The 12,778-nt window shown below is 45.1% G+C and carries 12 protein-coding genes and 1 rRNA gene; 1 reads left to right on the top strand and 12 read right to left on the bottom strand.

Going from position 1 to position 12,778, the window contains the following annotated elements; translation table 11 throughout:
• Together ACFQ3J_RS22945 and ACFQ3J_RS22950 are read right to left on the bottom strand one after the other, a co-directional pair.
• Positions 1 to 68 (bottom strand): 16S ribosomal RNA (locus ACFQ3J_RS22945); the annotation flags it as partial.
• Positions 69 to 620: 552 nt separating this feature from the next.
• Positions 621 to 1,499, bottom strand: a complete 879-nt coding sequence (locus tag ACFQ3J_RS22950) for a nucleotidyltransferase-like protein (protein ID WP_170862586.1) — start codon at positions 1,497 to 1,499, stop codon at positions 621 to 623.
• A gap of 123 nt (positions 1,500 to 1,622) precedes the next feature.
• Between ACFQ3J_RS22950 and ACFQ3J_RS22955 the strand changes: the two genes are divergently transcribed.
• Entirely contained in the window at positions 1,623 to 1,997 is a 375-nt protein-coding gene (locus ACFQ3J_RS22955) for a DUF2614 family zinc ribbon-containing protein (protein ID WP_091161275.1), read from the top strand.
• An 82-nt stretch (positions 1,998 to 2,079) separates the two neighbouring features.
• Here ACFQ3J_RS22955 and ACFQ3J_RS22960 read toward each other — a convergent pair whose 3' ends face one another.
• The 10 genes from ACFQ3J_RS22960 to ACFQ3J_RS23005 all read right to left on the bottom strand — a co-directional run bounded on the left by ACFQ3J_RS22960 (position 2,080) and on the right by ACFQ3J_RS23005 (position 12,778).
• The gene (locus tag ACFQ3J_RS22960) at positions 2,080 to 3,798 is read right to left on the bottom strand and encodes a glycosyl hydrolase family 18 protein (RefSeq protein WP_251584498.1); all 1,719 of its coding nucleotides are present in this window, start codon (positions 3,796 to 3,798) and stop codon (positions 2,080 to 2,082) included.
• A 120-nt stretch (positions 3,799 to 3,918) separates the two neighbouring features.
• Complete coding sequence (locus ACFQ3J_RS22965) at positions 3,919 to 4,344, bottom strand: Fur family transcriptional regulator (RefSeq protein ID WP_047913764.1); 426 nt, start codon at positions 4,342 to 4,344, stop codon at positions 3,919 to 3,921.
• A 344-nt stretch (positions 4,345 to 4,688) separates the two neighbouring features.
• Positions 4,689 to 6,626 (bottom strand): DUF4097 family beta strand repeat-containing protein, encoded by a 1,938-nt coding sequence (locus tag ACFQ3J_RS22970; protein WP_251584500.1) that lies wholly within the window; start codon positions 6,624 to 6,626, stop codon positions 4,689 to 4,691.
• Between the two features lie 187 nt (positions 6,627 to 6,813).
• Positions 6,814 to 7,527 carry an MgtC/SapB family protein gene (locus ACFQ3J_RS22975; protein WP_091161280.1) on the bottom strand — a complete coding sequence of 238 codons (714 nt, stop codon included), beginning with the start codon at positions 7,525 to 7,527 and terminating at the stop codon, positions 6,814 to 6,816.
• A 33-nt stretch (positions 7,528 to 7,560) separates the two neighbouring features.
• Positions 7,561 to 8,034 carry a GNAT family N-acetyltransferase gene (locus tag ACFQ3J_RS22980; RefSeq protein WP_251584502.1) on the bottom strand — a complete coding sequence of 158 codons (474 nt, stop codon included), beginning with the start codon at positions 8,032 to 8,034 and terminating at the stop codon, positions 7,561 to 7,563.
• A gap of 86 nt (positions 8,035 to 8,120) precedes the next feature.
• Positions 8,121 to 9,560, bottom strand: a complete 1,440-nt coding sequence (gatB, locus tag ACFQ3J_RS22985; protein ID WP_251584504.1) for an Asp-tRNA(Asn)/Glu-tRNA(Gln) amidotransferase subunit GatB — start codon at positions 9,558 to 9,560, stop codon at positions 8,121 to 8,123.
• A 30-nt stretch (positions 9,561 to 9,590) separates the two neighbouring features.
• On the bottom strand, positions 9,591 to 11,048 hold the full coding sequence (gene gatA / locus ACFQ3J_RS22990; protein ID WP_091161285.1) for an Asp-tRNA(Asn)/Glu-tRNA(Gln) amidotransferase subunit GatA: 1,458 nt from the start codon (positions 11,046 to 11,048) through the stop codon (positions 9,591 to 9,593).
• 26 nt (positions 11,049 to 11,074) lie between these two features.
• A complete protein-coding gene (gatC, locus tag ACFQ3J_RS22995) occupies positions 11,075 to 11,362 on the bottom strand; it encodes an Asp-tRNA(Asn)/Glu-tRNA(Gln) amidotransferase subunit GatC (RefSeq protein ID WP_047913759.1) in 288 nt (95 codons plus the stop codon).
• A gap of 167 nt (positions 11,363 to 11,529) precedes the next feature.
• The gene (locus tag ACFQ3J_RS23000) at positions 11,530 to 11,913 is read right to left on the bottom strand and encodes an ATPase (protein WP_091161287.1); all 384 of its coding nucleotides are present in this window, start codon (positions 11,911 to 11,913) and stop codon (positions 11,530 to 11,532) included.
• Between the two features lie 229 nt (positions 11,914 to 12,142).
• The gene (locus ACFQ3J_RS23005; protein WP_251584506.1) at positions 12,143 to 12,778 is read right to left on the bottom strand and encodes an MBL fold metallo-hydrolase; all 636 of its coding nucleotides are present in this window, start codon (positions 12,776 to 12,778) and stop codon (positions 12,143 to 12,145) included.

The following is a 12,778-nucleotide window of genomic DNA, read 5'->3' on the forward strand; positions in this document are numbered from 1 at the left end:
CGCTCGACTTGCATGTATTAGGCACGCCGCCAGCGTTCGTCCTGAGCCAGGATCAAACTCTCCAATAAAGATGTTGTCCAGCAACATCGACCCGCTAAGATTCGGTCCATCTCGTAAGAGCGGATGAATCTTAACGAATATTGAAAAGAGCGATATGCTCATTTAGAAAAACTGACAAGAACATTATGTTCTCTTTATTTTGCTCGGTTATCATACAGTCTGACGACATGTACCATAACCTCGCGTTTAGAATTTCGAAGAATCAAAATTCTTTGCTCACTCGTTGTTCAGTTTTCAAAGATCAACTTCGTTATCATCGCTTCATTTAATTTCAGCGGCGACTTTTATAATATATCATATTCCTCATTCTTTAGTCAAGCACTTTTTTAAAAAAGTTTTCAACCTCTTGTTTGCAATGGATATCAATGCAATCAATTTAATCAAGAATACTCAGCGCCTTTTTAACGGGCGAGATATAATTTATCACGATTTGAATATAGGAGTCAAGCTATTTAGCTAACTTTTTTCAATTAAATTCGATCTTTTTTGCTATTATTCTATCTCGGTGCTGATAACAATGGAATTCAATAGATTTCAGTGTTCATATAATGCGCTATTATTCACTTCGCACAATATTTAATCTCTCTACCTCCATCGGTCACAAACGGAACAAGACTCTCTGTTTCTCTAATAATCGAACGGTATACCAGCTTCCGGAGCAGCAAAGGGATCTCATCTTGCATAAAGCAAAGGTCCGGATGCTTCATCAGCTCATGCAGGCTCCACGGCTTATTGCTGCTGCGAAGAATATCCAAAAGAAGACTACAACTGCTCTCCATCTTGGACAACACTGAGAATTCACAAGCCAATAGTATAAGCTCTACACGCTGTTCAAGTGTCTCTTTGCTCATGGTAAGCTCTTCGTACAACTTATATACAGAGCGATCCATATCCCGTATTTGTGTCCAGACTGCTCTTTCGGGAGAGACCCCTTTCTCCAGTACTACAATCCTTGCCCAATGATTTAACGATTCCAGGACGCTCTGATAAGCATCAATCACTTCGCCGTCTTTGATCCATCTCTTTGCATCTAAGTAAGTATGTAAAAACTGAGAGAATTCATAAAATATTTTCTGCTTGCGGAGCTTTGAACCGAATTGTTGAATATGATCTCTGTGGGCCTTGATCTTGCCACCCTTGTCCCACAGTATATCGCCATGTAAAAAAGCTTCAATTACGCTTCGATCCTCTCCGGTGATCAAACACCGGGTCAAGCGTATCCAGTCCATATACAGAATCTGATAACGCAATTCACCAATTGCCGAATGCCTGTATCTTTTCTCAGTTGGGCCTTCTTCATGCAGTATCAGTACAAGAACTTCGAAATCCTGCATAAGTGATCCATAGAATTGTCCCCCTGAATGGGGATATACAATCGCTCCAACTGCTCCGTGTTTAGACGATTCCTCAAATAAAAAAGAATAATTCTTAAGTTCCACGGTCTCCCTCCAGACAATAAAAATGGTGATTTAATTCCAGTTAAGCTATAATATAGTTCTACATAAGAACATAGGTTTCCTGCTTCACTGAGAAGACGATACTCATGCATAAGGAGCATAACTATGATTTTTAAAACAGCTAAAATTGAAGCCTTTCGTACATGGGGACTATTGCTTACGATGCTGGGCATGGGGCTCATGGTTCTCGGAACTGCCGGAATCGTATTCTGGGGCTCTGCAGGCAAGGTGTTTGCCGGTATAGGACTTGTCATTGGCTTAATCGCAATGATGGGCAGCCTTGCCATCTATTTTTGGGCTGGAATGATGTCTGTCAGCGCGGTTCAAATCGAATGTCCTGAATGCAGCAAACTAACTAAGATGCTTGGCAAGACGGACCGCTGTATGTTCTGCAAAACGATATTGACGCACGATCCTGCACAGGCTAATACCTCTATAGAAGAACTGAATATGCAGGAGTCTGAATCGATATCCAAATAGTTAGCAGGTAGAAAATATCAAAACAGGGACAGCTCTCACATGAACTGTCCCTGTTTTTTTATAATTATGATTTATGAGTTCTTCAACGTTGATGAATCCGATTAAGCACAGCCCATGCACCTTCATTCGCAAAGCTTCTGTTCCAAGTGGCGATTCCAGCCAGCTTCAGCTCAATCGCAAGATCAACTCTCGCTCGAAGAGAGATTTTATCCTCAAGCCAGATCTGATTCCGTACTTCCCCCTCTGTGAATTCCACATAATTCTGCCCTGTATCCTCTGAGAACGTTGGGGTCAGTTTATGCTGCTCAATGAGATCCTGCGCTGAATCCATCCCAATTGCCTGGGAAGTAATACCGCTGTCCACTCCTGATTCCTTGATAGACCATACTCTGGTATAGGATGGAATACCAAGCAGCAGCTTGTCCGCAGGCACTTCATCTTCTAACATGATCTTGTTCATAGCCGCAGTCACCCATGGCAAGGAAGCTACTGATCCAGCAGTTGGACTTGATGCCCAGTGCTCATCATATGCCATGACCATCATGTAATCTGCAATTTCGCCTAGTGCCCTGCGATCTAAAAATAAGGACCACATCTCACTGTTTGACTTAGGTGTAACTGCAATCGATAACACCAGGTCATTCTGCTTGGCGTAAGGACGAAGTTCTCTCATGAACTGAGTAACCATTGGCCCATCCTCTGTATACACATTCTCGAAATCTATATTAATACCGTCCAGCTCATAGGCAGCGGCATAATCCATCATCTTCTGAATAATAGCCGTCCGTCGATCATAAGTAGAGAGTGCTTCTGCAGTAATATCCGGATCAAAGCTATTGCTGAGCAGTCCCCACACTTCCATACCTAGTGACTTGGCCCTGTGTACGTATTCAAGATCAGCTTTGCTCTCCACCGAACCTTTGCCATCTGTAATATCAAACCATGTCGGACTTACCACATTGACGCCCTCCATTGTCTGCAGATAGGCCGGATCAGCTGCTCTGTTGTATACGGCTTCCCATGCCAGATTAATCGTCTTTCCCTTCCAGCGCTGTTCAGCTGCCGTGGGTATTGATTCTGGAACAGGAACAGTCACCTTTTCTGTCGGCTTTATTTTGCCAGTAGATGTATATCCTGCGTAACCATTATCCATTTGGACATAATTCCACTCATCATTCAAAGACCAAATCCTCACCCGATCCCCTGGATTCATCTGCGCGATGATTGCGGAGCTGTTATCCGGCTCTATATAGAGCGGAATTTTCTGCTCAGGATCTTTACCCTTTGCAGAACCGTATTGAATGACTTCGCCTGCGTTCATTAGAAGCACAGCACCGGTATCCATATCTTCATGAACTGTAACGCCATACACTTCTTTTACTGCCTGCAACGGCACATAAGGTATTCCCTGTTCTTCAAAAGGTGCGGTATGAAGCGTATATTCCTTCGTATTCAGCTCTGCTGCCTCTTGACCAACGTGCAGCCTTAATACTTTATCCGGAGAGGTTAATATAATCGCATTATCTCCGTCTTCAAATCGCATCGCCGGATCGACGGCCTCCTGTAAAACAGGAAGCGGGAGCTGCAAGCTCTCACCCGAGCCCACAGCTTCATAATCCATCAGCTCTCCTTGTACAAAGATCGGTTTCGCAAAACCTCTCCAGTCTGCGTCTTCATATATATTTTGCGGATTAAATGTCGCGATCAACAAATATATACCCACTCCAATAAAACCGATGGCTGCGATTCTCTTAGTAAAACTCGACTTTCGCCTTCTCTTTTTGCGATAACCTTTTGCCAATTGATGCTCCCCCATCCTATATCAATTGCTTCTTTCTAATCCATAGCCGCCGATACCCAAAATTTAAAAAGCGTGAGATACTCCTATAAAAGGAATTTCTCACGCTATTGTATACACCTTTTACGATGGCCTGCAACTCTCGCATACACCGTACAATTCCAACCGTAATCCGTTTACCTGAAAGCCTGTATCCAGCCCGGCTCGTTCTTCCACATCAGCAAGCGAAGGATAGTTGAAATCCCGAATGGTCCCGCACGCTTCACAAATAATATGATAATGGTCTGTGACATTGGCATCAAATCTGCTCGCATTATCACCATATGCCAGCTCCCGAACCATACCGGCATTTGTAAACATCTTCAGATTATTGTATACGGTCGCCACACTCATGCTTGGAAACTGAGGCTCGAGAGCTCGATAAATCTCATCAGCTGTTGGATGTCCCATGGATTCCATAAGATAATTCAGTATCGCATGGCGCTGAGGCGTTATACGAACACCGGTCGTTTTCAATTGTTCTAATGCATGTTGGACACGTGTTGACATATGGCCCACCGCCTTACATTTATTCATGCGCCTAGGATGTATCTTAAAACTCTAAAAGACAACAGATTTGATTCCATTTTTATTCTAAGCAAGCTGCCTTTTCAGCGTTTAGCAGGCTTAGCAGTGGATGAAAAGGTATTGAAATCTGCCTTTATGTGAGTTTTAAGACACGCCCTAATTAAAAAGAACATAGATAATCTCATAGATAATCTCATAAAAATACAACAATTACAGTAACCTTCATCACACAAATATATTGTAAAGTTTAATTCTAATTGTTGTCAACGCATGTAAGGCCAACAAATCAGGGAATCTCTAATGTATTACCTAAAAAAATCATGTGGTCATTGCAGCATTTGATTGGTACGATTCGTATCCGTCGTTTCACCCATGGTCCCATCCTCAATTGTTGAACGCTGAATCGTTACATCACTATTGCCTTCCACATGAACCTTATACTCTCCTGTACCTGAGACGCCTGTAATCATCCTATTTTCAATCGTGTATGGAAGTTCGACGTTAAGGTTACCATAAGTACTTGACCCCGACACTTCATAATCCCCTGCCTCAGGAATCACTAACAATATATCGCCGACAGCGCTGTAAATGTCCCAGTCTCCGCCGATCTGTTTCGAATGGACCTGGACGGCCCCATTCAGTGTCTCAATGCTTAGCTTGGCAACTGGCTCATTTACGGTAATGTTCCCGTTACGTGTACTACCTGTAATATCCCCAACTATATCTGAAGCCTGTATTCGTCCGACAAGCGTCGTAAGATCTGCACTGCCCGTCACTTCCTCTGCTCGAAGATCTCCGCGATTGGTACTCAGCACAGCACTTCCGATTACGTCAGCAACCGATATATTTCCATTAAGGGTCTTGGCATGGACATCTCCAATCGCATTATGGATATAGATTTTTCCATTACCGCTTTCCACATGAATGCTGCTGATCGCCTCAGGCCGGTCAAGATATACAGAGCCATTAGAGGTTATTACTTGCAGATCAAAGCGCCGGTCATCCGGGATCGTTATGGTCATATTCATTCTAGGCTGGCGTTTAGATTCACTCCCGTATCCTTGTGGCTCGGTAGCAATTTGAATTGTTTTTCCATCTTGGACATTAACCTTGGATGCATCTGCAACGGCCTGAGCCTCGACAGGCTCTACTTGGTCCACCCAAGCAATCGTCTTAACGATGATAGACTCTACATCGCCTCGGTTAATCCGAATATCACCATTCACGTTTTCGACGACAACGGCTCCTGTTTCCATTTCAACGGGAATTGAGATCGTTTCTTTTTCGATTTGGTTGTCAGCTGCCTCACTGTAATCCAGCGAAGCGGCACTAAGATTCAGGCTCACTCGGTTCCATAGATGTGCGTAATGATCCTGCTGTGTCACAATAAAAATACAGCAGACTAAAACACTTGCGGATAATATGCCTTTAAAATCGGGTCTGAATCTGTAGTGCGATATTCTTTTCGCTTTCGGTATTAATACTTGATTGAGCAGGAAGGCGATAATAAATTCGATTCCCCAAATCACCAGAATAAACGGCCAATAGTTGATGAGACTAAATACATATTCAGTCTGATAGACCTTGTCTATAATCAGCAGAATACCAACGACCATGAGAAGGATCGATGCTGTGTATCTTCCAATCCTTATTTTCAAGTATGAGCTTACGCTCTTATTCATACGACGTTTCTTAAAAGATAGGGATAATATCAGTTCTCGATTTAATAATAATAACCCCGCTATTACAAGGGCAGCTCCAACAGCATATAACCCAAACTGGGCCAAATACAATTCAAGCCAGCGGGGTTTCTGCACAAATAGCACCATCAAACTACCGCCAAAAATCAACAGCATCCCGAAGGATATCCCTCTCTCCCATCCCATAAAACCGATGCCTGGGCGCAATATAGACGAGTCCTCATTCGTCTCCCCCGCTGCTTGTGAACGGCGTTTCTTCATCAGCACCCAATCTGCTAATTGCAGAACATCATAAATATTGATGAAGTAAATGACAGGTATGACAAGTGACAATAGAATTATTAACGGAACATTGATCTGAATCCCAATCGATGAGAAGTAGAAAAGGGCCGTTAAATCCAGCAATAACAAAAAGATAAAAGTGAGGCCTTTAATGTACAAACCCAAATAAATATGACCCAGGCCAGGGAACAACGCAGATAATAGACCTGCAACGAATTTGTGCCAGTTACGTTGGCTCCGCCTTTTGGGACGCTTCGGGTTTGGATCCGTACTCATCTGCATTTAGGGTGCTCACCTCCAATAATACACTCGCATAATCTGCTTTTCTTTGATACTACCCTATTCTTCTTCTATAGTAACTGGAAAGCTTATATTGTTTGCAGCACAAACTTCCAAATTCCGAATATATTTTTGAACTAAAAAACACCTTACTTCTCAAATAACGAAAAGTAAAGTGCCAAAAAATTGTTTATTCAACTGAAATAGACCTGAACTGATGACAGCTCTGCAGCTTGGTAACAAGATCTACTGTACTAAAATTGGTAGGGACAAGAACGTGGAGGGATACTTCAACGTGAAGATTCAATTCAGATCGGTAGCCGGGAGGACCCACTTCCAGATCACTCACCGTCATTTTCCGTATAATAATCTTCTCTGCTTCCATAAAGGAGGAAATCTTTTCAATCAGATTTGGAGCAGAGTCCCCACTTAGTGTTATCAGGTGCTGTTTGTTTGCCTTTAGGTAACGGCGTTCGACTTTGTTAAATACCCACAAGTTTAGAAGTACCAGCAGTGTTGAAATTACTGCAGCAAAATAGAAGCCCGCCCCTACAGCAAGACCAATGGCTGCTACTACCCATATAGAAGCCGCAGTTGTAAGCCCTGTGATCGATTTACCTGTGAACAAGATCGTTCCTGCTCCCAGGAAACCCACGCCGGTAATAACGGCTGCCGCCAAACGCGCAGGGTCCATACGAACATTAACCTCATTTACAAAATCACCAAAGCCATAGACCGATAAGATCATAATTAATGATGAACCTAAACATACCAAAATATGAGTTCTGAAGCCTGCTGCATGGTTGGAGCGCTCCCGTTCAAGCCCGATAAGCCCTCCCATAAGCATGGCAAGGAGCAGTCTAAGAAGTATGCTCCATTCACTAATATACCAAGGATCGTTCATTTGTTCCTCTCCTTCCCGTCATTCATGTTTGAATTAAGAACGATCGTACATCCTATTCAAATGGAACGTCGTTAATTCCACATTTGGAGCAATCTCACAGGTTTGCACAGGCTCGAAGCCGTACTTTTGATACAGCATTACAGCAGGTGTATTCTTCATGCCTGTCGAAACAATAAACTTCCGGACCTCAGAATGATGATCCAGGACATGCTGAATGAGCTTGCCAGCAACACCCTTTCGAAAGTGATTCGGGTGAACCATCATTCTTGAGATCGTCAGGCTGCCTTCCCATTCCTGTTCCACAGCAATCGCCCCGATGAGCTCCATATTTTCATTTATATACCCATAAAACGTCTCTCCGCATTCCTGAAGACTGTCAATCGTATCAAGAAGCGGTGGAATGTCATGAAAGCCGATCAACTCTGCCTCCAATCGATACGCCATCTGCTGCAGTCTCCAAACCTCCAGCATCAGGTCCCTGTCTTGCAAAGAAATATTCATTATCATTTCCTCAAGCCCCCAATTCAAAAAGAAGCCCGCCGCAATGGACGAGCTTCCCTATTCATCTATTTTATGACGGTTAGTAAAGGATATTACCGGTTCAAGACATCAGCAAGCAGCTTGTTCACCATGCCCGGGTTCGCCTTGCCTTTACTTTCCTTCATCACCTGACCGACAAGGAAGCCGATTGCTTTTTGCTTACCTGCTTTGTAGTCTTCTACCGATTGCGGGTTCGCAGCAACGACTTGCTCAACAATACCAAGAATCGCTCCCTCATCACTGATTTGGACAAGACCTTTCTCCTCAACGATCTGCTGCGGCTTCTTGCCGCTCACAAGCATTTCCTTGAATACGGTCTTCGCGATCTTCGAGCTGATCGTGCCTTTCTCAATCAATCCGATCATCTCACCAAGACCTTCTCCTGTGATTGGAACCTCTGAAAGCTCCAGATTCTCACTGTTCAAATAGCCAAGGAGATCTCCCATAATCCAGTTTGACACGGCTTTGGCATCCGAAGTGTGCTTAAGACTCTCTTCAAATAGATCAGCCACCGCTTTGGAGGCCGTGATAACATCGGCGTCATAGGAAGGCAGGCTGTATTCTGCAGTGTAACGTGCTTTTCGCTCATCCGGAAGCTCTGGAATGGTCGCCTTCACCCGATCTTTCCATTCCTGATCAATATGAAGTGTTACCAGATCAGGGTCTGGGAAGTAGCGATAATCATGAGCTTCTTCCTTGCTGCGCATGGACAGTGTCTTGCCCTGCGCCTCGTCCCAGCGGCGAGTCTCCTGAACAACCTCTTCTCCGTCATTCAGCAGCTCGGCCTGGCGATATTCCTCATATTCAAGGCCGCGCTGTACTCCGCGGAAGGAGTTCATATTCTTCAGCTCGGCTTTGGTACCGAACTCTTGCTGTCCGTAAGGGCGCAAGCTGATATTGGCATCGCAGCGAAGAGATCCTTCTTCCATCTTCACATCGGATACTTCACAGTATTGCATGATGGAACGGATCTTCTCCAAGTAAGCACGTGCTTCTTCTGGTGAAGAAATATCCGGTTCCGATACAATTTCAACCAGTGGAGTACCTACTCTATTATAGTCAGCAAGTGTTGCATAACCGCCATCCATATGAGTTAGCTTACCTGCATCCTCCTCCAGATGGAGACGTGTTATTCCGATACGCTTGGTTTCTCCGTTCACTTCAATATCAATCCAGCCATTCTCTCCAACAGGCTGATCATATTGAGAGATCTGATAGGCTTTGGGCGAATCAGGATAAAAATAATTCTTGCGATCAAATTTGCTAATATCCGCGATTGTACAGTTAAGAGCCATGGCTGCTTTCATCGCGTATTCGACTGCCTGACGGTTCAGCACCGGAAGAACCCCGGGATGCCCCAGACAGATCGGACATGTATGTGTATTCGGCGGTGCACCAAACTCAGTGGAGCAGCCGCAGAAAATTTTGGATTTCGTATGCAGCTCAACATGGACTTCAAGCCCGATGACTGTCTCGTACTTGGATGTTGACATGATTCATTTTCCCTCTCTTTCCTTTAGGCCTTATAGCTGTGGCTGCTGTTTGTGATATTCCGTATGCTGCTCAAACGCATGGGCAACACGGAGAACGGTCGCTTCATCAAAAGCCTTGCCGATAATTTGCATTCCGACAGGCATACCATTAGCAAAACCGCAAGGAACGCTGATCGCAGGCACACCTGCAAGGCTGACAGGAATCGTAAGGATATCGTTCAGATACATCGTCAGCGGATTGTCTACCTGAGAGCCTAGCTTGAATGCTGTCGTAGGCGCAGTAGGTCCAATAATAACATCATAGTTCTTAAACACTTCGTCAAAATCATTCTTGATCAGCGTGCGGACTTTCTGAGCCTTCAAGTAATAGGCATCATAGTAGCCTGAGCTGAGCGCATAAGTTCCCAGCATGATCCTACGCTTCACTTCACTGCCGAAGCCTTCACTGCGGGATTTATGGTACATATCAAGAAGATTGTCAGGATTCTCTGCACGTACGCCATAACGAACACCGTCAAATCTGGCAAGATTAGAGGATGCCTCGGAGGAAGCCAGCAAATAATAACTGGCTACAGCGTACTCTGTATGCGGAAGGGATACCTCTTCCCAGGTTGCTCCAAGCCCTTCCAGTACGTGAAGTGCAGACATCACCGTTTCTTTGACAGATGGATCAACGCCTTCTCCGATATATTCCTTAGGAACTCCGATACGCAGACCTTTCACATCGCCTGTCAGGCTGCTAAGAAAGTCCGGAACCTCGACATTGGCTGACGTCGAATCCATGGAATCGTACCCGGAAATCGCCTGAAGCACATAAGCAGAATCCTCTACATTCTTTGTAACAGGACCGATCTGGTCGAGAGAAGAAGCAAATGCAACTAATCCGAAACGGGAAACACGTCCATAAGTCGGTTTCAGACCAACTACACCGCAGTAAGATGCAGGCTGGCGAATCGAACCGCCCGTGTCGGAGCCGAGTGTGAAATAAGCTTCTCCTGCTGCCACTGCCGCAGCTGAACCCCCGCTGGAGCCCCCAGGCACCCGATCCAGATCCCAAGGATTTCGCACCGGATAGAAGCTTGAATTCTCGTTCGAGCCGCCCATAGCAAACTCGTCCATGTTCAGCTTGCCAAGTGTTACGATATCCGCCGCCTTCAGCTTCTTAACTACAGTCGCATCATAGACGGGAGTAAAACCTGACAAGAACTGGCTTGCGCAGGTAGTACGTAGTCCTTCTGTTGAAATATTGTCCTTGATTCCTGCAGGCAGGCCAAATAGGAGTCCGCGGGCTTCGCCTGATACAAGCTTGTCATCCAGCCTTCTTGCGGCCTCCATTGCCCCTTCCTCATCGAGGGTGAGATACGCACGTACCTGCTCCTCAACTTGTCCTATTCTTGCATAAGATGCTGCAGTCAGCTCGGAAACCGAGATCTCTTTGGCATGCAGCTTATTATGTATCTCAGGTAGTGTAAGTTTAAGCAAACTCAAGATTAGTAACCTCCCCAAAAAATAGCTTATTCAAGTACAGCCGGCACTCTGATCTGACCATCTTCTTCATCAGGCGCGTTCAGCATTACTTTTTCAATCGGCAGGCTCTCCCGAACCTCATCTTCACGCATCACATTTGATACATGAAGCACGTGCGTAGTTGGCTCTACACCTTCTGTATCAAGCTCGTTCAGCTTCTCTGCATATTGTAAAATGGCATTCAACTGCTCCGTCATCTGCGCTTCTTCTGCCTCGCTGAGATTAAGACGGGCTAGCTTGGCCACGTGCTGCACATCTTGCTTCGTAATACTCATGCCTACGAATCCTCCTTCTAAAAATACCTATGCTATTCATATTGTGTCCATTTTAACACGTCCATGCGGTGAATCAAATGAAAATACAAGTGTTACCCGATTATACCCAATACGCGTATCAAATCCAAGAATACAAAAAAGAGTCGGCAAATGCCGACTCTTAACATTTAAATCCACGCACGAAGATTGACTTGTTTTATAAAATCCGCTGTTGACATCGGTTCGCTTGCGGCCTCTTCCTCTTCCACGAGTTCCACTTTGTCGTCATTCATAAGCTGACGAAACAGTCTTTCGTTATGTGTCGCCAGAGCGTAGTCAATCAGAGCTTCCCGCTCTACTCGCTCCGCCTCCTGCCTCAAGATCAAAGCTTCCGGCTCGACGTCGCCGGTTGGTACGAAATAATTGCGGTTTACCTGAGGTACACGAATCACATAGTCAAAAGCGTTATCCGGGTTCCGGTCATATGCGATCACATAACCATAGTCCCCTACAGGAAGATTCTGCTCAAAGGCGTCCGCGACGATGATAATTTTCTCCCCTAATTGTAGCATCGTCTACCTCCTGATTGTTATTGTCTGTCTAGTCTACTAAAAATAAAGAATACTGTCTATGGAAAGAATCGGCTGATATTGCATACAAAATAAAAAGAACGCAAACCGGGACTCGTCCGCAGTCTACGTGCTTTGCAAAGTTAGTGGGTGTTTCAATAAAAATAATTGTAACCAATATTAAAAAATTTGTCTATATATTTCGAATCATTTATCGACATGATGTCCCCAATTAACGTCCAGGGCGAACATAAGGATTATTTTGCTTCTCAAAACCAATCGTCGTTCTTGGACCGTGGCCTGGATACACCTTAACATCTTCTTCCAATACATAAAGCGTATTTTGGATGGAGTGGATCAGGTCCCGCTCGCTTCCGCCTGGCAGATCGGTTCTCCCTACGCCCGCACGGAACAAGACATCGCCAGCAAACAGCTCCTTGCCGCATAACAGACTCACGCTTCCTGGTGAATGTCCAGGTGTATGATACACGTGAAAGGTATGTCCTACAAGGTCCAGCTTCTGACCCGCTGCAAGATCATATTCCGCTGGGCTCGCCGTAATCGCTTCGCCAAGCTCCGGCCAGCGCAATGAGCCGTTCCACTTCGCTGACGTAAGCCATTCGGCCTCAGCTGTATGCACATATACCGGGCAGCCTTTCAGCTTGCGTATCTCCTCGACACCACCGATATGGTCAAAATGTGCATGTGTCAATACAACTGCCTCGATCTCCAAATCTTCGATCGCGCGGATCAGAGGAGCCGGATTCATCCCGGGGTCAATAATAAAGGCCTTGCCGCTGTCTTCTCCCTGCACCAAATAGGCATTGGTTTGCAGGGGTCCAAGACTGAAAGTTCGTATATTCAGCAT

This window comes from Paenibacillus provencensis, assembly GCF_042678545.1.
In the GTDB taxonomy this organism is placed as follows: domain Bacteria; phylum Bacillota; class Bacilli; order Paenibacillales; family Paenibacillaceae; genus Paenibacillus; species Paenibacillus provencensis.

Excerpts from the sequence above, each read along its gene's own strand:
- gatC (WP_047913759.1), bottom strand. The coding sequence starts at position 11,362 with ATGAGTATTACGAAGCAAGATGTGCAGCACGTGGCCAAGCTAGCCCGT.
- ACFQ3J_RS22980 (WP_251584502.1), bottom strand. The coding sequence starts at position 8,034 with ATGATAATGAATATTTCTTTGCAAGACAGGGACCTGATGCTGGAGGTT.
- ACFQ3J_RS22970 (WP_251584500.1), bottom strand. The coding sequence starts at position 6,626 with ATGCAGATGAGTACGGATCCAAACCCGAAGCGTCCCAAAAGGCGGAGC.
- ACFQ3J_RS23000 (WP_091161287.1), bottom strand. The coding sequence starts at position 11,913 with ATGCTACAATTAGGGGAGAAAATTATCATCGTCGCGGACGCCTTTGAG.
- ACFQ3J_RS23005 (WP_251584506.1), bottom strand. The coding sequence starts at position 12,778 with ATGCTGAATATACGAACTTTCAGTCTTGGACCCCTGCAAACCAATGCC.
- gatB (WP_251584504.1), bottom strand. The coding sequence starts at position 9,560 with ATGTCAACATCCAAGTACGAGACAGTCATCGGGCTTGAAGTCCATGTT.
- ACFQ3J_RS22975 (WP_091161280.1), bottom strand. The coding sequence starts at position 7,527 with ATGAACGATCCTTGGTATATTAGTGAATGGAGCATACTTCTTAGACTG.
- ACFQ3J_RS22965 (WP_047913764.1), bottom strand. The coding sequence starts at position 4,344 with ATGTCAACACGTGTCCAACATGCATTAGAACAATTGAAAACGACCGGT.
- ACFQ3J_RS22955 (WP_091161275.1), top strand. The coding sequence starts at position 1,623 with ATGATTTTTAAAACAGCTAAAATTGAAGCCTTTCGTACATGGGGACTA.